The following is a 23,294-nucleotide window of genomic DNA, read 5'->3' as shown; positions in this document are numbered from 1 at the left end:
GCCACGTTCGCGTGAGTCACTTGCCGGATGGCAGGATGCTTGCCGCCTGCACTTTCACTTATAACAGGCATCACGGCGCAGGGCACGTTCTCGCTGGTTCGCGAGTCACGGCAAGAGACACCTCGAGACCGTGACTCGCCAGCAGGCGCCAGTGGGCTCACGCTTTCGGTCCATGACAGGAGCCTTGCGGCTGGCGTCGGCATCAGCCGGTCAGCCGTGCCACCAGGTAGCCGGCGCCGATCAGCACCAGGGTGAGGATAACCAGGCCCACGAAGGTGCCCTTCCAGGCGGGGGTGGCGGCGCGCAGGTTGAGGTAGACCATCAGCAGCCGCTGGGCCTTGAAGCCGGTGGCGGCGACCACCAGGCCCGCCGACCAGAGCGGGAGTGCCCGCCAGTCGTCGGCGTCGAGCAGCGCCGAGACCATCGACACCAGCGTCAGGCCCATCAGCATGGCCCAGGTGGTCAGCAGGCGGCGGGTACCGGGTAGCGTGGTCATGGTCACCTCAGGAGGGAGCCTTCAGCGCAAATAGGGAGCCATCAGCTCAGCGCAATAGTAGAGCCTTCAGCGCAGTAAATAGAGCAGCGGGTAGAGCAGGATCCAGATCAGGTCGACCATGTGCCAGAAGGCCGCGGCGGTCTCCACGTTCTCGGTGGAGGTGCGCCAGGTCACCAGCGCCAGCAGCGCCAGGCCGAACAGCACATGGGCGAAGTGGAAGGCGGTGAGCCCGTAGTAGAAGCCGAAGAAGGCGTTGGTCTCCGGGGTGATGCCGGCGGCGAACTTGCCGGCATACTCGGTCCCCTTGATGACACCGAACAGTACCCCGAGCCCCATGGAGGCGCCCAGCCACTGTCGGGTCCGGCGGATACGCCCGGCGCTCACGGCCTCCACGGCCAGGGCCACGCAGAGCCCGCTGGTCAGCAGCACCAGGGTGTTGAGCCCGCCCATCAGCGGGTCGAGCTCGCGCTGGGAGGCGTCGAAGAGTGCCGTCGCCGCCACCCGTTCCGCGGCGTAGAGAGCGAAGAAGGCGCTGAAGACCAGCATCTCGCTCAAGATCAGGACCCACATCAGCGGGTTGCCGGGCAGCGCCGAGAGCGGTCCCCACCCGGGGTTGGGAAGTGTCCGCTCGTTCATCCGTCCGCCAGTGTCACCCTGGCGCCGCCGAAGGCCAGGCTGCGCGGGTTGTCCAGCGGGCGATTGGAGGTCAGTCGGGCGATGCCCACGGCGCAGCGGCCCACCATCCAGATCAGGCAGGCGGTGAAGTAGATATAGCCCAGGGCCCAGGGCGCCATGGGCGGGATGCCGACCCGCCCCAGCAGCTGCCAGGTGGCGATGAAGACCGCGCCACCCAGCACGCCCAGCCAGAATGTGCGGATCTGGAATTGCAGGTGGCTCTGCACCCAGGGCTCGGCACGGTGGCGCTTGACGTGGGCGATCAGCACGCCGATGGGCGCAGTGACCACGGCGAGCACGCTGCCCAGGAAGAGCATATAGACGACGATGGCCGCGCCGCGGCCGGGGGCGGCCTTGTCGGGGGTGATGGAACCTTCATGGGCCAGGGTGTGGGACATGGGGGACACCTCGCGTCCGGCAGTCGGCCGGGAGCCCGCATCGGGGGTCCGGCCTATTGATGTATTTCAGATGCTACTATAGCGCGAGGCGCGGCGGATTTTCCTGGCCTGGATCAAGACACGCTGTCGAAAACGGGAATGCCACCCGCAGGTGGCATTCCGTCCGCGGGTCCGTGATCTCACTGCTCGGTCTGCTGTGACCCTCTGCGCTCGGCAAACTGCTCCGCAGGCCCCTGGATTTCCGGCAGGTAGCGATAGCGCTCCTCGCCGAGTTCGGGAAGGCGCTGGCGCTCCATGCGGCGGATGGCCCCGTGCATCCAGGCCAGGGATACCGCCACCAGCACGAACAGCACCATGTAGGAACTGGTCCAGATGCCGGTGATATCGAGCACGACGCCGAACAGGATCGGCAGGAAGAAGCCGCCCAGGCCGCCGATCATGCCGACCAGGCCGCCCACCGAGCCGACGTTCTCCGGATAGTAGACCGGGATATGCTTGTAGACGGCGGCCTTGCCCAGCGACATGAAGAAGCCCAGCAGCACGGTGAGGATCACCACGGCCCACAGTGGCAGGGTCATGGAGAAGGCGATCTCGCCCTCCTTGCCCTGAATGACGTAACTGGTCTCGGGATAGGCGAGGAAGAACAGACACACCAGCGAGGCGATGAAGGTCAGGTACATGATCGACCGGGCGCCATAGCGGTCTGACATCCACCCGCCGAGGGCGCGAAAGACGCTGGCCGGCAGGGTGTAGAGGGCTGCCAGGGAGCCGGCCACGGCGATGCTGACATCGTAGGCCCCGACGTAGTAGCGCGGGAGGTAGGAGGCCAGGGCGACGAAGGCGCCGAACACGAAGAAGTAGTAGAGGGCGAAGCGCCATACCTGCAGGTGCTTGAGCGGCTCAAGCTGTTCCCGGGCGGAGGTACCCTTGCCGCCCTGGCCGCGCCGGGAGAGGGTCAGCGGATCCTCCTTGGAGAAGACCCAGAAGCCCACGGCGATCACCGTCAGCACGATGGCGTAGATCACCGCGGTCTGCTCCCAGCCCAGCGCCAGCAGCAGGAAGGGAGCGGCGAAGTTGGTCACCGCCGCCCCGGCGTTGCCGGCGCCGAAGATGCCCAGCGCCGTGCCCTGCTTCTCCTTCTCGAACCAGTAGGAGGTGTAGGCGATGCCGACGATGAAGGACCCCCCCGCCAGGCCCACGCCGAGCGCCGCGACCAGGAACATGGCGTAGGACTCGACATAGGAGAGCATGAAGACGCAGGCCGCGGTAATCAGCATCAACAGGCTGAAGACGCGGCGGCCGCCGAACTGCTCGGTCCAGATGCCCAGGAAGATGCGGCTGATGGAGCCGGTCAGGATCGGCGTGGCGACCAGGATGCCGAACTGGGTCTCGCTGAGTCCCAGGTCCTGCTGGATCTGCACACCGATGATGGAAAAGATCGTCCACACCGCGAAGCAGGTGGTAAACGCCAGCGTGCTGAGTGCCAGGGCCCGGTACTGCTGGGGCCGGGTTACCCCCTCGAGATGTTTCATGTCGTGCCTCCCACGGCGTTGCATGAATGGTCGCCTTACAGGCTGTCAGTCTTGGCAAAGTCGAGGTTGATGTGCATCAAGAACTGCCGTTGCTACCTCCGGATATCCCCCTCCCTGACCCTTTGGGAGTAGCCCTCCCGGGTGTCGGTCCCTGCCGCGCGCCAGCGCCGTTTGGTGCGACGCCCTAGGGCGCAGCGATCCGGGCGGCCGTCCTGCCGCCCGGGTCGGGTGTGGGCCTCAGCGAGCGGCCTGTCCTGCCTTGAGCGCCGCCTGCTCCTCGATCATGCGATCCACCGAGGAGGCGTGATACTCCTCGTCGAAGGCGCCCTCGGGCTCCTTCAGCCAGATGAGGCAGATCAGCCAGCTGAGGAAGGCCCCGGTGGCAATGATGTAGAAGAACTGGGTCGGCGTGACGAAGGTGAAGATGGTCAGGTAGACCACCGCCCCCACGTTGCCGTAGGCGCCGGCCATGCCGGAGATCTGGCCGGTGATGCGGCGCTTGATCGACGGGATGATGCCGAAGGTGGCGCCTTCCGCCCCCTGCACGAAGAAGGAGGTGAAGATGGTGATGGCGATGGCCACGATCAGCGGCCAGCTGGCGTTGAGCATGGCCATCAGCACGAAGCCGATGCCGATGCCGAACATGTAGCTGAGCATCACGAAGCGGCGGTTGCCCATGCGGTCCGAGACCAGCCCACCCATGGGGCGCGCCACCAGATTGACGAAGGCGAAGGAGGCCGCGATCAGGCCGGCGGTGGCCGCGTTAAGCCCCCAGGTCTCCTCGAAGAACATCGGCAGCATGGAGACGACCGCCAGCTCGGCACCGAAGTTGGCGAAGTAGGTGCTGTTCAGCGCCGCCACGCTGCTGAAGGGATATTTGTCGTCCTCGGGGACCCCCTGCTTGAGGATCGGCACGTTGACGCGCAGGATCTGCACGATCTGGTAGATGACCACCGCCACGATCGCCAGGTAGGCGATGATGGCACCGGTGGTGGAGAGATAGCCCATGTTCTCGATGCGCCACACCAGGATCCCCAGCACGCCGACCAGCGGGATGGTCCAGAGGATCAGCTTGATCATGTCGGCCCAGCTGCTGACCTCCATGGCGGCGGCCTTGCGCGGCTTGCGGTGGGCCTTGGCGTCCGGGCCATCGGTGATGGCGAACCAGTAGTAGACGCCGTAGGCGGCCATCACGATGGCGCTCTGGGCGATGGCCCAGCGCCAGCCGTCGGCACCCCCGTACATGGTGATGGCGATGGTCGGCAGCGACATGGCGGCGGCAGCCGAGCCGAAGTTCCCCCAGCCGGCATAGAAGCCCTCGGCGAAGCCGATGTCCCTGGGCTTGAACCACAGGGCGGTCATGTGGATACCGACCACGAAGCTGGCGCCGATGGAGCTGAGCACCAGTCGCGAGACCAGCAGCTGGGTCATGGTGTCGCCGAAGGCGAAGGCCAGGGCCGGGACCGACATGGTGACCATCAGTACCGAGAACACCCGCCGCGGACCGAAGCGGTCCAGGGCCATGCCGACGATGATGCGGGCCGGGATGGTCAGGGCCACGTTGCAGATGGCGAACAGCTTGAGGTCGTCCGGGGTCAGCCAGTCGACGCTCTTGAGCATGCTCGAGGCCAGTGGCGCCATGTTGAACCAGACGTAGAAGGTGATGAAGAAGGCGATCCAGGTCAGGTGCAGGGCCCGGATCTCGGGACTCTTCACCTTGAAGACGGAGGAGACTTTCATGGTCGTTTATTCCTGTGCTGCCGAATCGCCGGTGGGAAGAATCAACAGGGGACACTCGGCGCGGCGGGTCAGGAAGGAACTGACGCTGCCGAAGGTCATGTAGTCGAATTCATCGAAGATGGCATTCAGCGACTTGGCGATAAAGCTGGGGTCGGGTTGGTGGCTGTGGCGGGCAATCACCAGCAGGTCGGGCTTCTCCTTGAGCGTGGCCTGGAGCAGCAGCTTGCGGGCATCGCCTTCGGCGATCAGGAGCTCCGCGTCGAAGCCCCCCTTCACCGCGATCTCGACGCCCTCCTGCAGCTGCGCCTTGAGCTCCTGGTACTCCTCTTGAAAAAGATCCTCGTTGGCATCCGTGGCATCCCGCGGATTCTCGGCGACCCCGACCAGCACCAGGGTGGGCGCGTTGTTATGGAACATCTGCATGGTCTGCTCCAGGGCCAGCCTGGCATTCCGCGAACCATCGTAGGCAAGCATGATTTTCATGGCGGATCTCGATATCTCGGGTAGGGCGCCTGGGGCTTTCCCGGGCGCTACCGGTCTGATGGATCAGGGGTTCTTCACGTAGGCGTTCTTGCGCAGGTAGAACCACCAGTTGACGACCAGGCAGAGCGCGTAGAAGACCGCGAAGCCGTACATGGCCATCTCCGGGGTGCCGGCCTTGATCTGCTCACCCATCACCCGCGGGGCGATGAAGGCGCCGTAGGCCGCCACGGCGGAGGTCCAGCCCAGCACCGGGCCCTTCTGCTGCAGGTCGAAGATGAAGCCGATGCTGCGGAAGGTGGAGCCGTTGCCGATGCCGCTGGCGGCGAACAGCACGATGAACAGCAGCAGGAACATCCAGAAATACTGGTTGGGATCGGTGGCGTTGTAGGCCAGCATCATCACGTAGCCCACCGCGGCGGAGGCCAGGACCATCACCACGGAGATTGCCTGGGTGACGATGGCGCCGCCGACCTTGTCGGAGATCCAGCCACCCACCGGGCGGATCAGGGCGCCGACGAAGGGCCCCATCCAGGCCCAGGTCAGGGCGCTGGGGGCGTCGGGGTTGGCGACGCGTGTCAAGGTTCCGTCGGCGCCGACCTCCATCATGTTGCCGAAGATGACGCTGATGGAGAGCGGAAGCGCCGCGGAAAACCCGATGAAGGAGCCGAAGGTGGCGATATAGAGCACCGTCATCGCCCAGGTATGCTTGTTGGAGAAGATCGCGAACTGCTTCTGGATGTTCGGCTTGATGTCACCGGGGATCAGGCGCAGCAGGAACAGGGTCAGCACGATGGTCAACGGCAGGGCGAGCCACATGTTGAGCCAGCCCAGCGCCACCACGCCGATGATCGAGGTCACGATGCCCACCGCATAGAGGCCGAGGATCTTGCCGAAGGCCTGCACGGGAGAGCCGGGGTTGGGCGTGATGGCGCGGATATTGTTCATGCCGAACCAGCCGGCGAAGGCCAGCGGGATCAAAAAGACCAGCCAGATGAAGCCGGCGTTCTGGATCCAGGTATCGGTGCCCGCCTCGATGCGCCCGATCAGGGTGCCGCTGGCCTTCTGCAGTTCCATCGGCTCGCCGCCCAGGGCGCCGAAGATGCCCACGGTCATCACCAGCGGGATCAGGATCTGCATGGTGGTGACGCCGAAGTTGCCGAGGCCCGCATTCATGCCCAGGGCGTAGCCCTGTTGCTTCTTGGGGAAGAAGCTGGAGATGTTGCTCATCGAGTTGGCGAAGTTGCCGCCGCCGATGCCCGAGAGCAGCGCCAGGGCCTGGAACATCCAGAAGGGCGTGCCCGGGTTCATCAGCGCGATGCCGGTGCCCAGGGCGGGAACCATCAGCAGGGCGGTGGTCAGGAAGATGGTGTTGCGCCCGCCGGCGATGCGGATCATGAACGAGGCCGGGATGCGCAGGGTGGCGCCGGCGAGGCCGGCAATGGCCGTCAGGGTGAACAGCTGGTCCACCGTGAACGGGAAGCCGAGGTTGCGCATCTGGGTGGTGATCATGCCCCACATCAGCCAGACGGCGAAGCCCATCAGCAGGCTGGGAATGGAGATCCACAGGTTGCGGCTGGCAACTTTCTTGCCCTCCTTCTCCCAGAACTCCTCGTTCTCGACATCCCAGTGTTCGATGTCGGCATTCTTTCTGGTCATGGCATTTCCCCTCAGAGCGCTTGCGTGGGGCCCCGGCTCGCGGTCACGGTTGACCGACATCAAGGCCTGGGGCTTTGCCGCGAAAGATACGCCTCGTCGGGAAACGGCGAAACGGGGGGAAAATTCCGGAAAACCCGCCGGATACCTCCAGGGAGGTAGGAGGTATCCGGCGTCATATCATTGATATTAAAAGAGTTTGACGTGGCTGGTAGGGTGAGGGGAAAGGCGGCGGACGTCCCGGGAGTCTTTGGAGGTATCCACACAGGATCTACTTGTCCACACCCTCCTGGACGGCCCATACCGCGGCCTCCACCCGCGAGCGCAGGTTGAGCTTCTTGAGCAGGTGCTTGACGTGCACCTTCACCGTGCCCTCGGTGATGTCGAGCTTGCGAGCGATCAGCTTGTTGGAGAGGCCGGCGGCCAGCTCGCGCAGTATCTCGCGTTCGCGCTGGGTCAGGCTGTGGATATCCGGCGCCGCCGGCTGGTTGCGCTGGCTGCGCAGGGCCTCGGCCAGCAAGGCGGTGAGGCTCTCGCTGATCACCATGCGGCCCAGGGCCGCCTGGCGCAGCTGGCGCACCATCTCGTCGGGGTCCATGTCCTTGAGCAGGTAGCCGTCGGCGCCGCTGCGCAGGGCGGCCACCACGTCCTCCTCGTGGTCCGAGACGGTGAACATCACGATGCGCCCGGCATAGCCCTGCTCGCGAAGCGCCTTCAGGGTGGCGATGCCGTCCATGCCGGGCATGTTGAGGTCGAGCAGGATCATGTCGGGGTCGAACTCATTGGCGAGCCGGATCCCGACCTCGGGTTCGCCCGCCTCGCCGGACAGGACCAGGTCCTCTTCCAGCTCGAGCAGCTGCGCCACGCCGCGGCGCAGCAGCGGATGGTCGTCGATGAGCAGGATCGTGGCAGGGGTGTCGTGATCGGTCCGGGTCATCCTGGCTAGTCCCTGTGTCCGTGTTGAAGGGCGGTGGTCTCGGGCCCGCTGGTCGGCTGCTGGGCGATCAGTCGCGCGGTCTGGGGGGAGAAGGCGAGCTCGACCAGGGTGCCCCCGGTCTGGCGGTTGCGCACCGCGAACTCGCCGCCCAGGGTATCGGCACGGTCGCGCATGATCACCAGCCCGTAGTGCATGGGTGGCGAGCCGTCTTCCGGCAGGCCGATGCCGTCGTCCTCGACCATGACATGCAGGCGGGCCTGCTGGAAGCGTACCGTGACCGCCGCCCAGTGGGCGCGGGCATGCTTGTGGATGTTGGCCAGCGCCTCGCGGACCACCTGCAGCACATGGATCTCCTCGTTAGGGTTGAGCAGGTGTGGCGGCACGTCGAAGAACAGCTCCACCGGGAAGGCGAGGCGCTCGGCAAACTCCTCAGTGGTCTGGCGCAGGGCGCTCGAGAGGCCGGGGCCCTCGAGCTTGAGGCGGAAGGTGGTGAGCAGCTCGCGCAGCTGGCGATAGGCGCTGTCGAGCCCGGTGCGCAGCTCGCCGAAGACCGCCGTCTGGGCCTCACGGGGCATGTCCTTCTGCTGCATGCGCTCGAGCCTGGCGACCTGCATCTTGAGGTAGGAGAGCGACTGGGCCAGGGAGTCGTGGAGCTCGCGGGCGATGATGGTGCGCTCGTTCATCAGCGTCACCTGCTGCTGCTCCTCGATGCGCCGCTGCAGGTAGACCGCCGTGGCCAGCTGGTCGGTCAGGGCATTGAGCAGCCGGCGGGTGCTGTCGGTGAGCTCGCGGCCCTCGGGGTACCAGACCTCCAGGGTGCCGAGCAGGGTCGCGCCGACGCTCACCGGCAGCAGCAGGCACTCCGCCTTGCCGGCCTCGGAGAGCGCCAGCGGCTCCGGGTCGAGCAGGCAGGCATGGCAGTCATGGTCGCGACAGTAGGTCGGACGGCTGCGCGAGTGGGTGGCCATGATCGGCACCTCGCGGTCGTCGAAGGGGTCATGCAGCGAGAGCCTGATCGGGCCGATCTCGAGCAGCTCCTCGATGCGGCACAGCATCGGGGCAGCACTGGCGCAGAGGTCGTTGCCGCCGCCATAGAGGGCCCGGCTGCCGTCGTGGAGCACCTGCATGACCCGGTTGCTGCGCTCGAGCTCCTGCTTCTTGCGTGAGACGCGCTCCTCCAGCTCGGCGTAGCTGGCGGCGAGCTCGCCGGACATGGTATCCAGGGTCCGGCCCAGCAGCGCCAGCTCGTCGCTGCCCTTGAGCTTGGTGCGATAGTGGAAGTTGCGGCGGCCGGCCTCCCGGGCCAGCACCACCAGCTGGTGCAGCGGGGCCACCAGGTTGTGGCGAATGTCGTAGAGGGCGATCGCCACCACCACCGCGGTCAGCACCAGGAAGAGGATCTGCAGCACGCTGAGCAGGCGAATCTTGGCCTCGCTGTTCTGCTCCAGCTGGGTGACCAACTGGTCGATGTCACCCACCAGGCCGTCCAGGGTCTGGCGCAGCGTGTCGACCTCGAGCCCGCCGCCGGCAATGGCGCGGGTCACCTGGGGTGCCAGCGCCTCGTCCCAGCGTGCCTGCAGCAGCCGGTACTGCTCCTGTAGGGGATGGTCCTCGGCCTCGGGCAGGGCCGCGGTCAGCCGGGGGTTGGCCAGCCGTTCGCGAAAGCGCTCGGCGAGTGCCTGGACCCGCTCGCGCTGCGCCGCCTCGGGCTGGCGTTCGTAGCGCTGCAGGGCCGCGACGATCTGGTAGGTGTTCATGCGCAGCGAGCCGGCCACGTTGATGGCGGCAGCATCGCCGCGGCTGCCGTTGGCCACCACCATGGTCACCACGATGCTGATCAGCGCCATGGCGCTGATCGCCAGCAGCGAGGCGACGATGCGGGCCACCAGGGAGCGTTGCAGCAGTTTCATCGGCGGGAGGGCCCTCCGCACGCGTCACACGTGTATGGATTCAGGGTGTCACTATACCCTAGTGGGTAGGGGTTGCTCCCTCAAAGGTGTACCTCCCTTGCCCTTTTGACCCGGCCCCCGGGGCTTCCGAGAATTCAGCCATACCTCTCGAGTCCCGGCCCCATGTCCCGCGATCCCGATTCTCTCTCGAACGAGCCCCGCGCCGCGCCGGCCGATGGCGAATCGGCGCCCCCGGGCTACCGCTCGCTGGTGGTGGTCGTGCTCTCGCCGCTGGCCTTCGCCCTGGTCTTCGCCTGCTGGACCCTGTTTGCCGTGCTCGGCGTGGAGCTGCGACGGGACCTGGGCCTGGGGGGCGTCGGCTTCGCGGTGCTGCTGGCCATGCCGATGCTTGCCGGGGCCCTGGCAAGCCTGCCCATGGCACTGCTGGCCCGTCGCCTCGGCGGGCGTCGGGTCATGCTCGGCTGCCTGCTGCTGATCTGCCCCTTCCTGTGGTGGATCAGCCAGGCGCATCACTACCTGGAGTTCCTGATGGCCGGCCTGGGGCTGGGGCTGGGCGCCGGCTCGCTGGCCGCTGGCCTGGTCTATGTGGCGGAACTGGGGCCGCCGCGCCATGCCGGCCTGGCGCTGGGCCTCTACGGGGGCGGCATGGTGGGGGCGGGGCTGAGCTACCTGCTGCTGCCGCTGGTCAGCCAGGCCTACGGCTGGCGCATGGCACCGCTGCTCTACCTGCTGCCGGTGCTGCTGGTGGCCGCCCTGCTGTGGCTGTTCGCCGATGACGGCGACGCGCCCGCGACCCTCGGCGAGACGGAGGATGAGGAGACACCACCTGCTCGAGCGACGCCGAGACGGCGAGTCGTCCGCCTGGTGTCCCGCCTCGCCGACTGGCAGCTGTGGCGGCTGGCGATCACCTACAGCTTCTTCTTCGGTGCCTTCCTGGCCCTGGCGCTGTGGCTGCCCGGTCACCTGACGGCCCGCTATGGCCTCTCGCTGCAGGCTGCGGCGCTCTGGGCATTGCCCTTCACGCTCGCCGTCGGGGCGGGACAGGTGATCGGCGGCGCGCTGGCCGATTGGCGCGACTTCCGCAGCCTGCGCTGGTGGGTCAGCGCCTTCGTGCTGGCCTGCCTCTTCCTGCTCTCCTACCCCCCCTTCTCCATGCGCATCGAGGGCATCGATGGCGAACTGACGCTGCACTATGCGGCCCCGCTATGGGGCTTCATGGGGCTGCTGGTGGCCATGGGCGTCGCCATGGGAATGGGGCAGGGCAGCCTGATGCGGCTGATCCATCGCGACCATGGCTCCGACATGGCGCTGGTGGGCGGGCTGGCGCTGACCCTGGGAGGGCTCTTCGCCGCCCTGCTGCCGCCGGTCTTCGTGCTGGGCGGCGAGTGGCTCGGGGTGCGCACCGCGGGCTTCATGTTCCTCTACGCCGCCCTGGTGGCGTGCATGCTGGTGATGCTCGCCGACCATGCGAGAGGAGCCTGTCGGACTTAACGCTGATCTACTGCGAGATCCGGTCTTTCGGCCAATTTGATTCGATCTGATTCGTTAAATAGCGGGTTATTCGCCTCATCAGATCGATGAACTTGTCTCGAAATCCGAATCTCTCGTCACGATCGGTCAAATCCGACAGGCTCCTGGGCCCGGGGCGTGCCCACTGAATGCACCGTCTAACCCTTCCTTTACCGGCGCCTATCCCCTTGGAGGTAGGGGGCATGTATATGGAGGTAACCGGGCAGTATTCCGTCTGCCGATCCCCCAGAATTCCCCCATGGAAGCTGCCTGAGCCCTGCGAGGGAGCGGCAGTCCGAGTGGTCCGGGGTGGCCACGCATCTTTTCAGGAGCCTGGAGAGCGACCATGAGTCACTTCATCGATCGGCTGAACTTCTTCCGCAAGGCCCGCGAACCCTTCGCCAACGAGCATGGTGAGGTCCGCCAGGAGTCCCGCGAGTGGGAGAACGGCTACCGGCAGCGCTGGCAGCACGACAAGGTGGTGCGGTCCACCCACGGGGTGAACTGCACCGGTTCGTGCAGCTGGAAGATCTACGTCAAGAACGGTCTGGTCACCTGGGAGACCCAGCAGACCGACTACCCGCGCACCCGGCCCGACCTGCCCAACCACGAGCCGCGGGGCTGCCCGCGGGGCGCCAGCTATTCCTGGTATATCTACAGCGCCAACCGCCTCAAGCACCCGCTGATCAGGAAGCCGCTGCTCAAGCTGTGGCGCGAGGCCCTCGAGGCCAAGCGTGACCCGGTCGATGCCTGGGCCTCCATCGTCGAGGACCCGGCCCGGACCAAGCAGTACAAGCGTGCCCGCGGCATGGGCGGCTTCGTGCGCGCCGACTGGGACGAGCTCAACGAGCTGATCGCCGCCTCCAACGTCTACACCGCCAAGCAGTTCGGTCCGGACCGCATCATCGGCTTCTCGCCGATCCCCGCCATGTCCATGGTCAGCTACGCCGCGGGCAGCCGCTACCTGTCGCTGATCGGCGGCGTCTGCATGAGCTTCTACGACTGGTACTGCGACCTGCCGCCGGCCTCGCCGATGACCTGGGGCGAGCAGACCGACGTGCCCGAGTCCGCCGACTGGTACAACTCCGGCTACATCATCGCCTGGGGCTCCAACGTCCCCCAGACCCGTACCCCGGATGCCCACTTCTTCACCGAGGTGCGCTACAAGGGCACCAAGACCGTCTCGGTCACCCCGGACTACGCCGAGGTCTCCAAGCTTACTGACGAGTGGCTCTCCGCCAAGCAGGGCACCGATGCCGCCCTGGCCATGGCCATGGGGCACGTCATCCTCAAGGAGTTCCACCTCGACAGGCCCAGCGCCTACTTCACCGACTATGTGCGGCGCTACAGCGACATGCCCTTCCTGGTCGAACTCGAGGCCCGCGAGGACGGCAGCTTCGCGCCGGGCCGCCAGATGCGCGCCAGCGACTTCGAGGCGAGCCTGGGCCAGGGCAACAACCCCGAGTGGAAGACCGTCGCCTGGGACGAGACCCGCGACCAGCTGGTGGTGCCGCGCGGCTCCATCGGCTTCCGCTGGGGCGAGACCGGCGACGAGGTGGGCAAGTGGAACCTCGAGACGCTGGACGCCGAAGGCACCGAGATCAAGCCGCTGCTGACCCTGGCCGGGAAGCACGACGAGGTCGCCAAGGTCGCCTTCCCCTACTTCGGCGGGATCGCCCACGAGCACTTCGACCACGTCAAGAGCGGTGGCGCCAGCGACGAGCTGCTGTTCCACAGCCTGCCCGCCAAGCGCCTCAAGCGGGCCGACGGCTCCGATGTGCTGGCGGTGACCGTGTTCGACCTGATGTGCGCCAACTACGGCATCGACCGCGGCTTCGGTGAGGACGACGGTGCCACCGCCTACGACCAGGTCAAGCCCTACACCCCGGCCTGGCAGGAGAAGATCACCGGCGTGCCGGCCGAGCAGGCCACCCGCATCGCCCGCGAGTTCGCCGATAACGCCGACAAGACCCAGGGGCGCAGCATGATCATCGTCGGTGCCGGGATGAACCACTGGTACCACATGGACATGAACTACCGCGGCCTGATCAACATGCTGGTCATGTGCGGCTGCATCGGCCAGAGCGGCGGCGGCTGGTCCCACTACGTGGGCCAGGAGAAGCTTCGTCCGCAGACCGGCTGGACCCCGCTGGCCTTCGGCCTCGACTGGCAGCGCCCGCCGCGCCACATGAACTCCACCTCCTTCTTCTACAACCACTCCTCCCAGTGGCGCTACGAGAAGCTGGAGATCAAGGAGATCCTCTCGCCGCTGGCCAAGGCCGAGGACTACCCCGGCAGCCTGATCGACTTCAACGTGCGCTCCGAGCGCATGGGCTGGCTGCCCTCCGCTCCACAACTCAACACCAACCCGCTGCGCCTGGCCGAGGCCGCCAAGGCCGCCGGTCTGTCCACCGCCGACTACGCCGTGGACCAGCTGAAGAGTGGCAAGCTGGCCTTCGCCGCGGAGGATCCGGACAACCCCCAGAACTTCCCGCGCAACATGTTTATCTGGCGCTCCAACCTGCTGGGCAGTTCCGGCAAGGGCCATGAGTACATGCTCAAGTACCTGCTGGGCACCCGCCACGGTATCCAGGGCAAGGACCTGGGCGAGTTCGGCGGCCAGAAGCCCGAGGAGGTCAAGTGGCATGACGAGGCGCCCGAGGGCAAGCTCGACCTGCTGGTGACCCTGGACTTCCGCATGTCCACTACCTGCCTCTACTCGGATGTCGTGCTGCCCACGGCGACCTGGTACGAGAAGGACGACCTCAACACCTCCGACATGCACCCCTTTATCCACCCGCTGACCGCGGCGACGGACCCGGCCTGGGAGTCGCGCAGCGACTGGGACATCTACAAGGGCATCGCCAAGGCCTTCTCCAGGGTCTGCGTGGGGCACCTGGGCGAGGAGACCGACCTGGTCACCCTGCCGCACCAGCACGACTCCCCCGCCGAACTGGCGCAGGTCGAGGTCAAGGACTGGAAGAAGGGCGAGTGCGAGCCGATCCCCGGCAAGACCATGCCGGCGCTGATCGAGGTCAAGCGCAACTACCCCGAGACCTATGAGCGCTTCACCTCCATCGGCCCGCTGCTCGAGAGCATCGGCAACGGCGGCAAGGGCATCAGCTGGAACACCGAGAAGGAAGTGGACCTGCTCGGCAAGCTCAACCACCGCAAGCTGGACGGGCCGCACAAGGGGTGCCCGCAGATCGACAGCGCCGTGGACGCCGCCGAGATGATCCTGACCCTGGCGCCGGAGACCAACGGCCAGGTGGCGGTGAAGGCCTGGGGCGCGCTCTCCAAGATCACCGGGCGGGACCATACCCACCTGGCGCATCCCAAGGAGGAGGAGAAGATCCGCTTCCGCGACATCGTCGCCCAGCCGCGCAAGATCATCTCCAGCCCGACCTGGTCCGGCCTCGAGGACGAGCACGTCTCCTACAACGCCGGCTACACCAACGTCCACGAGCTGATCCCGTGGCGCACCGTCAGCGGTCGCCAGCAGTTCTACCAGGACCACCCCTGGATGCGCGCCTTCGGCGAGAGCCTGCTGGTCTACCGTCCGCCCATCGACACCAAGGCGGCGGTCAGCCTGGCCGAGACCAAGAGCAACGGTAACCCGGAGATCGCCCTGAACTGGATCACCCCGCACCAGAAGTGGGGCATCCACTCCACCTACAGCGACAACCTGCTGATGCAGACCCTGTCGCGGGGCGGCCCCATCGTCTGGATGTCCGAGGATGACGCGAAATCCATCGGCGTCGAGGACAACGACTGGATCGAGCTCTACAACGCCAACGGTGCCATCGCGGCCCGCGCGGTGGTCAGCCAGCGGGTCAAGAACGGCATGGCGATGATGTATCACGCCCAGGAGCGCATCCTGAACATGCCGGGCTCCGAGATCACCGGCACCCGGGGCGGTATCCACAACTCGGTGACCCGCGTGTGCCCCAAGCCGACCCACATGATCGGCGGCTACGCCCAGCTGTCCTACAGCTTCAACTACTACGGCACCGTCGGCTCCAACCGCGACGAGTTCGTCATCGTGCGCAAGATGAAGAAGATCGACTGGCTGGATGGCGAAGGCAATGACTACGAGCAGGAGGCCGTGAAATGAAGATTCGTTCCCAGGTAGGCATGGTCCTCAACCTCGACAAGTGCATCGGCTGCCACACCTGCTCGGTGACCTGCAAGAACGTCTGGACCAGCCGTGAGGGCGTCGAGTACGCCTGGTTCAACAACGTCGAGACCAAGCCCGGCATCGGCTATCCCAAGGAGTGGGAGAACCAGCACAAGTGGAAGGGCGGCTGGCTGCGCCGCAAGGATGGCCGCATCGAGCCGCGCATCGGCGGCAAGTGGCGGGTGCTGGCGAACATCTTCGCCAACCCCGACCTGCCGGAGATCGACGACTACTACGAGCCGTTCACCTTCGACTACCAGCACCTGCACACCGCCAAGCAGGGCGAGCACCAGCCCACCGCTCGGCCGCGTTCGCTGATCTCCGGCGAGCGCCTGAACAAGATCGAGTGGGGCCCGAACTGGGAGGAGATCCTCGGTACCGAATTCGCCAAGCGCCGCAAGGATGCGAACTTCGAGAAGATCCAGGCCGACATCTATGGCCAGTTCGAGAACACCTTCATGATGTACCTGCCGCGGCTGTGCGAGCACTGCCTCAATCCGACCTGCGTGGCGTCGTGCCCGAGCGGCGCGATCTACAAGCGCGAGGAGGACGGCATCGTCCTGATCGACCAGGACAAGTGCCGCGGCTGGCGGATGTGCATCTCCGGCTGCCCCTACAAGAAGATCTACTACAACTGGAAGACCGGGAAGTCCGAGAAGTGCATCTTCTGCTATCCGCGCATCGAGGCCGGCCAGCCTACCGTCTGCTCCGAGACCTGCGTGGGCCGGATCCGCTACCTCGGCGTGCTGCTCTACGATGCCGACCGCATCGAGGAAGTGGCCAGCTCCCCGGACGAGCGAGACCTCTACCATCGCCAGTGCGAGATCTTCCTGGACCCCAATGACCCGGAGGTGATCGCCCAGGCCAAGAAGGACGGCATCACCGACAACGTGATCGCCGCCGCCCAGGCCTCGCCGGTCTACAAGCTGGCCATGGACTGGGGCCTGGCGCTGCCGCTGCACCCGGAGTATCGCACCCTGCCGATGGTCTGGTACGTGCCGCCGCTGTCGCCGATCCAGTCTGCCGCCGAGGCCGGCAACGTCGAGTTCGACGGCGTGATGCCGAAGATCGAGTCGCTGCGCATCCCGGTCAAGTACCTGGCCAACATGCTCACCGCCGGCGAGGAGGAGCCCGTGGTGCTGGCGCTCAAGCGCCTCATGGCCATGCGTCTCTACATGCGCGGCAAGCACGTCGAGGGCAAGGCCGAGACCGAGGTGCTGGAGAACGTGGGGCTCAGCGAGGCCCAGGTGGAAGCCATGTACCGCTACCTCGCCATTGCCAACTACGAGGACCGCTTCGTGATCCCTACCAGCCACCGCGAGATGGCCACCGAGGCCTTCCCGGAGCGCGGCGGCTGCGGCTTCACGTTCGGCGACGGCTGCCATGGCGACAGCAGCGAGAGCCTGTTCGGCGGTCGCAAGACCACCACCACCCTGGTCAAGCCGGTGGAAACCTTTGATCCGCATGCCGAGGAGGTCCGTCATGGCTGAGGCAGCGATGCAACACCCCGCCGCGGAGCCGGACATGCTGAGCCTGCGCGTTCTGGCCCGGCTGCTCGACTACCCCTCCGCGGAGCTCCAGGCCGCCGCGCCGGAGATGATCGAGCTCCTCGGCGCCGAGCGCCGCTGGGAGGCGGCGCTGCGCACCCGCCTGATGGACTGGTGCCAGCGCCTGCTGGAGGCCGACCTGATGGAGCTGCAGGCCGAGTACGTGGCGCTGTTCGATCGTGGCCGCAGCACCTCGCTGCTGCTCTTCGAGCACGTCCACGGCGAGTCCCGCGATCGCGGCCAGGCCATGGTCGACCTGATGGCCGAGTACAGCGCCGCGGGCTTCGAGCTCGATGCCCGTGAGCTGCCCGACTACCTGCCGCTGTTCCTGGAGTACCTCTCGACCCGCCCGGAGGCCGACATCGGCCGCTGGCTGGGCGAGATCCGCCATATCCTGGCGCTGATTGCCGCCCGGCTGGAGGAGCGCGACGCCGACCATGCCCTGGTACCGCTGGCGCTGCTGGCGCTGATCGGCGCCGAGGGGGACGTCGACGCCCACCGCGAGACGGTGAAGGACGAGGCGCCGGATGATACCCCGGAGGCCCTGGACGAGGTCTGGGAGGAGGAGGCAGTGCGTTTCAGTGCCGCCTCCGACGAGGACTGTGCCCTGCAGTCCGCCGAGGGCCGCCGACTCGCCGAGCGCAAGCAGGCCGTGCCCAGCGACCCCGTCAGGATCATGCCCAGCAGCGGGTCGACCGACCGCGCCGTGTCCGATCGCTAAAGGAGAACCGTCATGTTTAGCGAATACCTGCAACACCTGATCTATGGCTACTACCCGTACCTGGCCGGCACGGTGTTCCTGGTCGGCAGCCTGCTGCGCTATGACCATGGCCAGTACACCTGGAAGACCGGCTCCAGCCAGATGCTCTCGTCGAAGAACATGCGCCTGGCCAGCAACGTCTTCCACATTGGCATCCTGGTGATCTTCTTTGGCCACCTGTTCGGCATGCTGACGCCGCACTGGGTCTATGCACCCTTCATCAGCGCCGGCGCCAAGCAAGTGGTGGCGATCGTCATCGGTGGCATCGCCGGGGTGATGGTCCTGGTGGGTGGTGGCATGCTGCTCTACCGTCGCTTTACCAACCCGCGGGTCAAGGCCTCATCGAGCATGATGGATAACGTCATCCTCGGGTTGATCGTCTTCCAGGCCTTCCTGGGCATCATCAGCGTGTTCTTCTCGCTGGGCCACCTGGACGGCGCGATGATGCTGACCCTGGCGGGCTGGGCCCAGTCCATCGTGTTCTTCAGCGGTGGGGCGGCCGACTACATGGCCGAGGTCTCCTGGATCTACAAGATCCATGTCTTCCTGGGGCTGACCATCATCCTGCTGTTCCCCTTTACGCGCCTGGTTCACGTCTGGAGCGTGCCCTTCGGCTACGTGACTCGCCGCTACCAGATCGTTCGCAAGCGGGGCTGAGGAGCTATCACCATGCAGAAGATCGATATCGAGATGATCCCGGGGGGCGCCACTCCCCCACCCATCCGGGTCGGCGAGGCCACCATCGAGGAGGCCGCCATCGCCGAGGAGATGCAGTACCACCCGGCGGACAGCGCCGGCACGGCCCAGCTCAAGGCCGCCCGCGCCCTGGTGGTGCGCGAGCTGCTGCGCCAGCGCGCGGCGGCCCTGGGTGTGGCCGAGGCCGCCGGCGAGGAGGTCGACGAGGCGGATGCCGCCATCGCCGAGCTGCTGGAGCGGGAGCTGGAGGTGCCCGAGCCCGCCGAGGCGGACTGCCGCCGCTTCCACGCCGCCCATCCCGAGCGCTTCAGCGAACCCACCCGCCTGCGGGTACGTCATGTGCTGCTGGCCGCCGCCCCGGACGATGCTCCGGCCCGCGACGCCGGCTATCGCCTGGGCGAGAAGCTGATCCGCCAGCTGCAGGAGGTCCCCGAGCGCTTCACCGAGTTCGCCCAGCGCCACTCGGCCTGCCCCTCGAAGGAGCAGGGCGGGGAGCTTGGCTGGCTGGCGCCCGGCCAGACCGTGGCCGAGCTGGACCGCGCCCTGCAGCACCTGCCCGAGGGGGTCCACGATCGCCCGCTGGCCTCCCGTTACGGCTGGCACATCGTCAGCATCGACGACCGCGTCGAGGGGCGCGAGCTGTCCTTTGATCAGGTCGCCGAGCACGTCCGCCACAGCCTGCGCGAACAGGCCACCCGTCGGGCCCTGCGTCACTACCTGCTGGCGCTGGAGGCCGAGATCGGCGTCGAGGGCATCGCGCTCGACGATGACAGCGCCAGTGCCCTGATGCAGTAGCCGTCGAGACGGGGCCAGCCCGGCTCCCTCGACGTTTCCGACTCTCCTTATCCATGACGCCGCCCGCCTTTCCGGTGGGCGGCGAGGAGGACTCCATGGCCCACGTTCACGCCAATACCCCCTTCGTCCCGCTCGGTCTCGCCGTGCTGACCGTCTCCGACACCCGTGGCTTCGAAGAGGACGGCAGCGGTGACCTGCTCGGCGAACGCCTCACCGAGGCCGGCCATGCACTGGTGGAGCGCCGCATCGTGCCCGATGACGTCTACCGCATCCGCGCGGTGGTCTCGGCCTGGGTGGTACGCGAGGACATCCAGGTGATCCTGGTCAACGGCGGCACCGGCTTCACCGTCCGTGACACCACCCCGGAGGCGCTCGCACCGCTGTTCGACAAGGCGGTCGACGGCTACGGCGAGCTGTTCCGCCAGCTCTCCAGGGAGAGCATCGGCACCTCCACCATCCAGTCCCGCGCCGTGGCCGGGCTGGTCGACCGCACCCTGGTGTTCGCCATGCCCGGCTCGCCCAAGGCCTGCGCCACCGCTTGGGACGGCATCCTGGCCGCCCAGCTCGACGCCCGCACCCGGCCCTGCAATTTCGTCGCCATGGTACTGCCGCAGGCGAGGCACTGCTCCTCCCGTCAGGCGAGCGTCGACGAGGACCTGGCGCAAGGGGCCGGGGCATGAACTGTGGCTGCGCGGAGGTCGTCACGCCCGGCCTGCTCGACCTCTTCGACGCCCGCGCCCTGATGATGGCGGGTGGCGTGGCGGTGGCGGGCAGTGAGCGGGCCGCCCTGGCCGATGCCGCCGGCCGGGTGCTGGCCGAGGATGCCCGCGCCGGACTCGACCTGCCCGGCGTCGACAACAGCGCCATGGACGGCTATGCCCTGCGCCTCGGCGAACTCGCCGCGAGCCCGGCCGGCCTGCCGGTGACGCTGCGCGTGCCGGCCGGTGCCGGCGTGCTCGGGCTGCCCGAAGGGGGCTGCGCGCGCATCTTCACCGGCGCCCCGGTGCCGCTGGGCGCGGATGCCGTGGTGCCCCAGGAGAGGGTGTGCCTGGACGCCGCGGGGCGGGTGCGCGTCGAGGGGGAACTGGCCGAAGGCGCCAATATCCGTCGCCTCGGCGAGGAGAGCCGCGCCGGTGACGTGGTGCTGGTCGCGGGCACGCGGCTGAACCCCGCGGCCATCGCGCTGCTGGCAAGCCAAGGCATCGATGCCGTGACGGTGCGACGGCGGGTCCGCGTGGCGCTGGTCAGCACCGGCGACGAGCTGATCGAGCCCGGCCAGGGCTGGGTGCCCGGCCAGGTCTACAACAGCAATGGGGCCATGCTGCGTGCCCTGCTCGCCCAGCAGGGCTGCGAGATCCTCGAGCTGGGCGTCGTTGCCGACACCGCGGCTGACCTGGGTCAATGTCTTGCCCGGGCGCGCGAAGAGGCCGATCTGGTAGTGTGTACGGGTGGGGTCTCGGTGGGGGAGGAGGACCATGTGCGCCCGGTGCTGGAGCGCCTGGGCGGCATCGCCTTCCACGGCGTGGCGATCAAGCCCGGCAAGCCCTTCGCCCTCGGCTGGCTCGGCCCCTCGCTGCGTGACGGCACCCCGCTGATCGGCCTGCCCGGCAACCCGGTGGCCTCGCTGGTGGGCTGGCAGTGGCTGGCGCTGCCCTTCGTGCAGGGGCGCCAGGGGCGCACCCCGCCGGCGCTGCAGCGCTTTCCGGTCACCGCCGGCTTCTCCCGGCGGGCGCCGAGGGGCCGGCGCGAGCTGCTGAGGGTGGTGCTGGACTGGACCGGCGGTGCCCCCGTCGCACGCCTGGCCGGCGGGCAGGGCTCCCACATGCTCGGGGCCGCCAGCCAGGCCCATGGCTACCTGATCATCGATGCCGATACCCCTGTGGAGGAAGGCCATGTCTACGGATACTGCCCCGGTACCCAGTTCCTCGACTGAGCTGCTGTTCCGGCCCCGACAGCTGCGCGAACTGGTGCGCGGGGTGCCCTGGCTGGGCAACCTCGACGAGGATCAGCTCGAGGCCCTGCTGGAGGACAGCGAGGTACGCACCCTCAAGACCCGCGAGTGGCTGTTCCGCCAGGATGCACCGGCCAAGTGGCTCTACGTGGTGATCAGCGGGGCGGTGCGCCTGGTGCGCAGCGCCGGTGACGGGCGTCTGGCGACCATCCGCTGCGTGGAGCGCGGCGGCACCCTGGGCGAGCTGAGCATGGTGTCCAGCGCCGGCGTCTACCTCTACTCCGCCGAGGCCCTGCGCCGCACCCATGTGCTGACCATTCCCGCGGCGCGCTGCCGCGAGATCATGGATCGCCAGCCCGCCTGCCGGGCGGAGTTCATGAGCCGCCTGGCCCTGGAGCTCACCGAGCGCCTCGAGGACATGGCGCTGCTGACCCAGGCCGACGCCATGGCGCGCCTGGTCAGCTACATCCTGCGCCAGCTGCCGGCAGGCCGCGCCAGGAGCCCCCGGGTGGTACGGCTGACCATCCCCAAGCGCTGGCTGGCCGCCCAGCTGGCCATGACCCCCGAGACCCTGTCGCGCCTGCTGGCCAGGCTGCGCGAGGAGGGGGTCATCAATATCGACCGCCAGCGCCTGGTGGTGCTCGACGAGCAGAAGCTGCGCGACCTCATGCTGAGCGACGACTGACATCCTGTCGCAACCCCTGGGAGGCCTCATGTCCCGAACTGCCAACCCGCCCCGCCCCCTGGTCTACTCCTGCTCGGGCTGCTCCGACGTGGCCCAGCTCGCCAACCAGGTCGCCCTGCGCCTGGACCACGGCGGCGAGGCAGAGATGTCCTGTATCGCCGGGGTGGGTGGCGGCGTGCCCGGCCTGGTGCGCACCGCCCGCTCCGGCCGGCCCATCGTGGCCATCGATGGCTGCCAGATGCACTGCGCCCACCACTGCCTGGCCAATGCCGGCGTGGCGCCCACCGAGCATGTCAGGCTCTACGAGCAGGGCCTGAAGAAGCGCAAGGGGCGCCTATACGACGAGCAGACCGTGGCGAGCGTGACCGCGGGGGTGAGCGCGCTGATCGCGCGGCTGCCGATGGAGCCCGCGGCCCGGGGCGAGCCTGGTTGAGCCTTCCGCCGGCGCAGCTCGATACCATCGAGGAGCGCTGGAAGCGGCAGCCTGGCGACGGCTGAGGGGTGGCCCGGGACTCCCGGGGCCAGCAGGGGCGGGCTCGGGTATAGTGGCCTCTTCTCGTGACCCTGGAGACGTCGATGCTGCTGGAGAGCCTGTCGCCGCTGTCGGGAGGCATCAACCTGGTGCTGGTGCTGCTGTCGGTGCTCACCTCGGCCTTCACCGCCGCGGTGGGGGTCGGGGGCGGAGTGCTGATGATCATGGCGCTGGCCCAGGTGATGCCGGCGGCGGCGCTGATCCCGGTCCACGGCATGGTGCAGCTCGGTTCCAACGTCGGCCGCACGGCGATGACCTGGCGCCATGTCGATCGCGCCATGCTGGCCGCCTTCCTGCCGGGCGTGGTGCTGGGTGCACTGGCCGCCGCCTGGCTGCTGGTGCGCCTGCCGGCTGGGGTGCTGGAGCTGAGCATCGCCGCCTTCGTGCTCTTCACCTGCTGGGGGCCGGGGCTGCCGCAGCGAGCCCTGGGGCGGGGAGGTGTGCTGGTCGCCGGCGCCGTCACCACCCTGCTCTCCAGCCTGGTGGGTGCCAGCGGCCCCATGGTGGCCGCCTTCATCAAGCAGAGCCAGTCCGGTCGGCTGGCCAAGGTGGCCACCTTTTCCGCCTGCATGCTGCTGCAGCACCTGACCAAGGCCTTCGTGTTCGGCGTGGCCGGCTTCGTCTTCCGGGACTGGCTGGCGCTGATGCTGGTGATGGTGGCGGCGGGTTTCCTCGGCACCTGGCTGGGCCTGCACCTGTTGCATCGCCTCTCGGAGCACCGCTTCGATACCCTCTTCAGGTGGGCCTTGACGCTGCTGGCGCTGCGCTTGGTGTGGCTTGGCGGGCAGCGGCTAGTGGCGGGAGGATGATCGGGCGCA

The 23,294-nt window shown here is 67.4% G+C and carries 20 protein-coding genes; 11 read left to right on the top strand and 9 right to left on the bottom strand.

Translation table 11 applies throughout. The features are described from left to right. Positions 1 to 202 precede the first annotated feature (202 nt). From M8009_RS15820 to M8009_RS15780, 9 genes are all read right to left on the bottom strand, one after another. A complete protein-coding gene (locus tag M8009_RS15820) occupies positions 203 to 496 on the bottom strand; it encodes a hypothetical protein (RefSeq protein WP_250062949.1) in 294 nt (97 codons plus the stop codon). A 66-nt stretch (positions 497 to 562) separates the two neighbouring features. Further along, complete coding sequence (locus tag M8009_RS15815; RefSeq protein WP_250062948.1) at positions 563 to 1,132, bottom strand: cytochrome c oxidase subunit 3 family protein; 570 nt, start codon at positions 1,130 to 1,132, stop codon at positions 563 to 565. Continuing rightward, positions 1,129 to 1,569, bottom strand: coding sequence for a DUF4870 family protein (locus tag M8009_RS15810; RefSeq protein ID WP_250062946.1), 441 nt, complete (start codon positions 1,567 to 1,569; stop codon positions 1,129 to 1,131). Before M8009_RS15810 ends, M8009_RS15815 begins: the two co-directional genes overlap by 4 nt. A gap of 179 nt (positions 1,570 to 1,748) precedes the next feature. Then, positions 1,749 to 3,101: an MFS transporter gene (locus M8009_RS15805; RefSeq protein WP_250062944.1), complete on the bottom strand. Its 1,353-nt coding sequence runs from the start codon at positions 3,099 to 3,101 to the stop codon at positions 1,749 to 1,751. Between the two features lie 237 nt (positions 3,102 to 3,338). After that, positions 3,339 to 4,841: an MFS transporter gene (locus tag M8009_RS15800; RefSeq protein WP_250062942.1), complete on the bottom strand. Its 1,503-nt coding sequence runs from the start codon at positions 4,839 to 4,841 to the stop codon at positions 3,339 to 3,341. Positions 4,842 to 4,847: 6 nt separating this feature from the next. Beyond that, positions 4,848 to 5,324 (bottom strand): universal stress protein, encoded by a 477-nt coding sequence (locus M8009_RS15795; RefSeq protein ID WP_250062940.1) that lies wholly within the window; start codon positions 5,322 to 5,324, stop codon positions 4,848 to 4,850. A 63-nt stretch (positions 5,325 to 5,387) separates the two neighbouring features. Next, positions 5,388 to 6,980 (bottom strand): MFS transporter, encoded by a 1,593-nt coding sequence (locus tag M8009_RS15790; protein WP_250062938.1) that lies wholly within the window; start codon positions 6,978 to 6,980, stop codon positions 5,388 to 5,390. A 268-nt stretch (positions 6,981 to 7,248) separates the two neighbouring features. Beyond that, the gene (gene narL / locus M8009_RS15785) at positions 7,249 to 7,914 is read right to left on the bottom strand and encodes a two-component system response regulator NarL (RefSeq protein ID WP_250062936.1); all 666 of its coding nucleotides are present in this window, start codon (positions 7,912 to 7,914) and stop codon (positions 7,249 to 7,251) included. Positions 7,915 to 7,919: 5 nt separating this feature from the next. Beyond that, positions 7,920 to 9,824 carry a type IV pili methyl-accepting chemotaxis transducer N-terminal domain-containing protein gene (locus tag M8009_RS15780; RefSeq protein WP_250062935.1) on the bottom strand — a complete coding sequence of 635 codons (1,905 nt, stop codon included), beginning with the start codon at positions 9,822 to 9,824 and terminating at the stop codon, positions 7,920 to 7,922. Between the two features lie 162 nt (positions 9,825 to 9,986). On the opposite strand from M8009_RS15780, the gene M8009_RS15775 reads away from it, so the two are divergent. From M8009_RS15775 to M8009_RS15725, 11 genes are all read left to right on the top strand, one after another. Further along, a complete protein-coding gene (locus M8009_RS15775; RefSeq protein ID WP_250062933.1) occupies positions 9,987 to 11,315 on the top strand; it encodes an MFS transporter in 1,329 nt (442 codons plus the stop codon). Between the two features lie 364 nt (positions 11,316 to 11,679). Then, positions 11,680 to 15,447: a nitrate reductase subunit alpha gene (locus M8009_RS15770; RefSeq protein WP_250062931.1), complete on the top strand. Its 3,768-nt coding sequence runs from the start codon at positions 11,680 to 11,682 to the stop codon at positions 15,445 to 15,447. Beyond that, positions 15,444 to 17,000, top strand: a complete 1,557-nt coding sequence (gene narH, locus M8009_RS15765; RefSeq protein WP_250062929.1) for a nitrate reductase subunit beta — start codon at positions 15,444 to 15,446, stop codon at positions 16,998 to 17,000. The genes M8009_RS15770 and narH overlap by 4 nt, the downstream gene beginning before the upstream one ends. Next, on the top strand, positions 16,993 to 17,778 hold the full coding sequence (gene narJ, locus M8009_RS15760; protein WP_250062921.1) for a nitrate reductase molybdenum cofactor assembly chaperone: 786 nt from the start codon (positions 16,993 to 16,995) through the stop codon (positions 17,776 to 17,778). Before narH ends, narJ begins: the two co-directional genes overlap by 8 nt. 12 nt (positions 17,779 to 17,790) lie before the next feature. Then, on the top strand, positions 17,791 to 18,474 hold the full coding sequence (gene narI, locus M8009_RS15755; protein WP_250062919.1) for a respiratory nitrate reductase subunit gamma: 684 nt from the start codon (positions 17,791 to 17,793) through the stop codon (positions 18,472 to 18,474). Between the two features lie 12 nt (positions 18,475 to 18,486). Beyond that, positions 18,487 to 19,308 (top strand): peptidylprolyl isomerase, encoded by an 822-nt coding sequence (locus M8009_RS15750; protein ID WP_250062909.1) that lies wholly within the window; start codon positions 18,487 to 18,489, stop codon positions 19,306 to 19,308. A gap of 95 nt (positions 19,309 to 19,403) precedes the next feature. After that, positions 19,404 to 19,988, top strand: a complete 585-nt coding sequence (gene moaB, locus M8009_RS15745; protein WP_250062908.1) for a molybdenum cofactor biosynthesis protein B — start codon at positions 19,404 to 19,406, stop codon at positions 19,986 to 19,988. Continuing rightward, entirely contained in the window at positions 19,985 to 21,241 is a 1,257-nt protein-coding gene (locus M8009_RS15740; RefSeq protein WP_250062906.1) for a molybdopterin molybdotransferase MoeA, read from the top strand. Before moaB ends, M8009_RS15740 begins: the two co-directional genes overlap by 4 nt. Further along, complete coding sequence (locus M8009_RS15735; protein ID WP_250062904.1) at positions 21,201 to 21,944, top strand: Crp/Fnr family transcriptional regulator; 744 nt, start codon at positions 21,201 to 21,203, stop codon at positions 21,942 to 21,944. The genes M8009_RS15740 and M8009_RS15735 overlap by 41 nt, the downstream gene beginning before the upstream one ends. 28 nt (positions 21,945 to 21,972) lie before the next feature. Next, complete coding sequence (locus M8009_RS15730; protein WP_250062902.1) at positions 21,973 to 22,377, top strand: putative zinc-binding protein; 405 nt, start codon at positions 21,973 to 21,975, stop codon at positions 22,375 to 22,377. A 143-nt stretch (positions 22,378 to 22,520) separates the two neighbouring features. After that, positions 22,521 to 23,285, top strand: a complete 765-nt coding sequence (locus M8009_RS15725) for a sulfite exporter TauE/SafE family protein (RefSeq protein ID WP_250062900.1) — start codon at positions 22,521 to 22,523, stop codon at positions 23,283 to 23,285. The last annotated feature ends 9 nt before the right edge of the window (positions 23,286 to 23,294 follow it).

Origin of the sequence: Halomonas gemina, from assembly GCF_023554995.1 — a bacterium.
Lineage (GTDB): Bacteria > Pseudomonadota > Gammaproteobacteria > Pseudomonadales > Halomonadaceae > Halomonas > Halomonas gemina.
Note: the sequence above shows the minus strand (reverse complement) of the source record. Positions and strands in the feature narration are given on the sequence as shown.

Bases quoted from the DNA above. Each gene is read 5' to 3' on its own strand.
- M8009_RS15820 (WP_250062949.1), bottom strand. From the start codon at position 496: ATGACCACGCTACCCGGTACCCGCCGCCTGCTGACCACCTGGGCCATG.
- M8009_RS15815 (WP_250062948.1), bottom strand. From the start codon at position 1,132: ATGAACGAGCGGACACTTCCCAACCCCGGGTGGGGACCGCTCTCGGCG.
- M8009_RS15810 (WP_250062946.1), bottom strand. From the start codon at position 1,569: ATGTCCCACACCCTGGCCCATGAAGGTTCCATCACCCCCGACAAGGCC.
- M8009_RS15805 (WP_250062944.1), bottom strand. From the start codon at position 3,101: ATGAAACATCTCGAGGGGGTAACCCGGCCCCAGCAGTACCGGGCCCTG.
- M8009_RS15800 (WP_250062942.1), bottom strand. From the start codon at position 4,841: ATGAAAGTCTCCTCCGTCTTCAAGGTGAAGAGTCCCGAGATCCGGGCC.
- M8009_RS15795 (WP_250062940.1), bottom strand. From the start codon at position 5,324: ATGAAAATCATGCTTGCCTACGATGGTTCGCGGAATGCCAGGCTGGCC.
- M8009_RS15790 (WP_250062938.1), bottom strand. From the start codon at position 6,980: ATGACCAGAAAGAATGCCGACATCGAACACTGGGATGTCGAGAACGAG.
- narL (WP_250062936.1), bottom strand. From the start codon at position 7,914: ATGACCCGGACCGATCACGACACCCCTGCCACGATCCTGCTCATCGAC.
- M8009_RS15780 (WP_250062935.1), bottom strand. From the start codon at position 9,824: ATGAAACTGCTGCAACGCTCCCTGGTGGCCCGCATCGTCGCCTCGCTG.
- M8009_RS15775 (WP_250062933.1), top strand. From the start codon at position 9,987: ATGTCCCGCGATCCCGATTCTCTCTCGAACGAGCCCCGCGCCGCGCCG.
- M8009_RS15770 (WP_250062931.1), top strand. From the start codon at position 11,680: ATGAGTCACTTCATCGATCGGCTGAACTTCTTCCGCAAGGCCCGCGAA.
- narH (WP_250062929.1), top strand. From the start codon at position 15,444: ATGAAGATTCGTTCCCAGGTAGGCATGGTCCTCAACCTCGACAAGTGC.
- narJ (WP_250062921.1), top strand. From the start codon at position 16,993: ATGGCTGAGGCAGCGATGCAACACCCCGCCGCGGAGCCGGACATGCTG.
- narI (WP_250062919.1), top strand. From the start codon at position 17,791: ATGTTTAGCGAATACCTGCAACACCTGATCTATGGCTACTACCCGTAC.
- M8009_RS15750 (WP_250062909.1), top strand. From the start codon at position 18,487: ATGCAGAAGATCGATATCGAGATGATCCCGGGGGGCGCCACTCCCCCA.
- moaB (WP_250062908.1), top strand. From the start codon at position 19,404: ATGGCCCACGTTCACGCCAATACCCCCTTCGTCCCGCTCGGTCTCGCC.
- M8009_RS15740 (WP_250062906.1), top strand. From the start codon at position 19,985: ATGAACTGTGGCTGCGCGGAGGTCGTCACGCCCGGCCTGCTCGACCTC.
- M8009_RS15735 (WP_250062904.1), top strand. From the start codon at position 21,201: ATGTCTACGGATACTGCCCCGGTACCCAGTTCCTCGACTGAGCTGCTG.
- M8009_RS15730 (WP_250062902.1), top strand. From the start codon at position 21,973: ATGTCCCGAACTGCCAACCCGCCCCGCCCCCTGGTCTACTCCTGCTCG.
- M8009_RS15725 (WP_250062900.1), top strand. From the start codon at position 22,521: ATGCTGCTGGAGAGCCTGTCGCCGCTGTCGGGAGGCATCAACCTGGTG.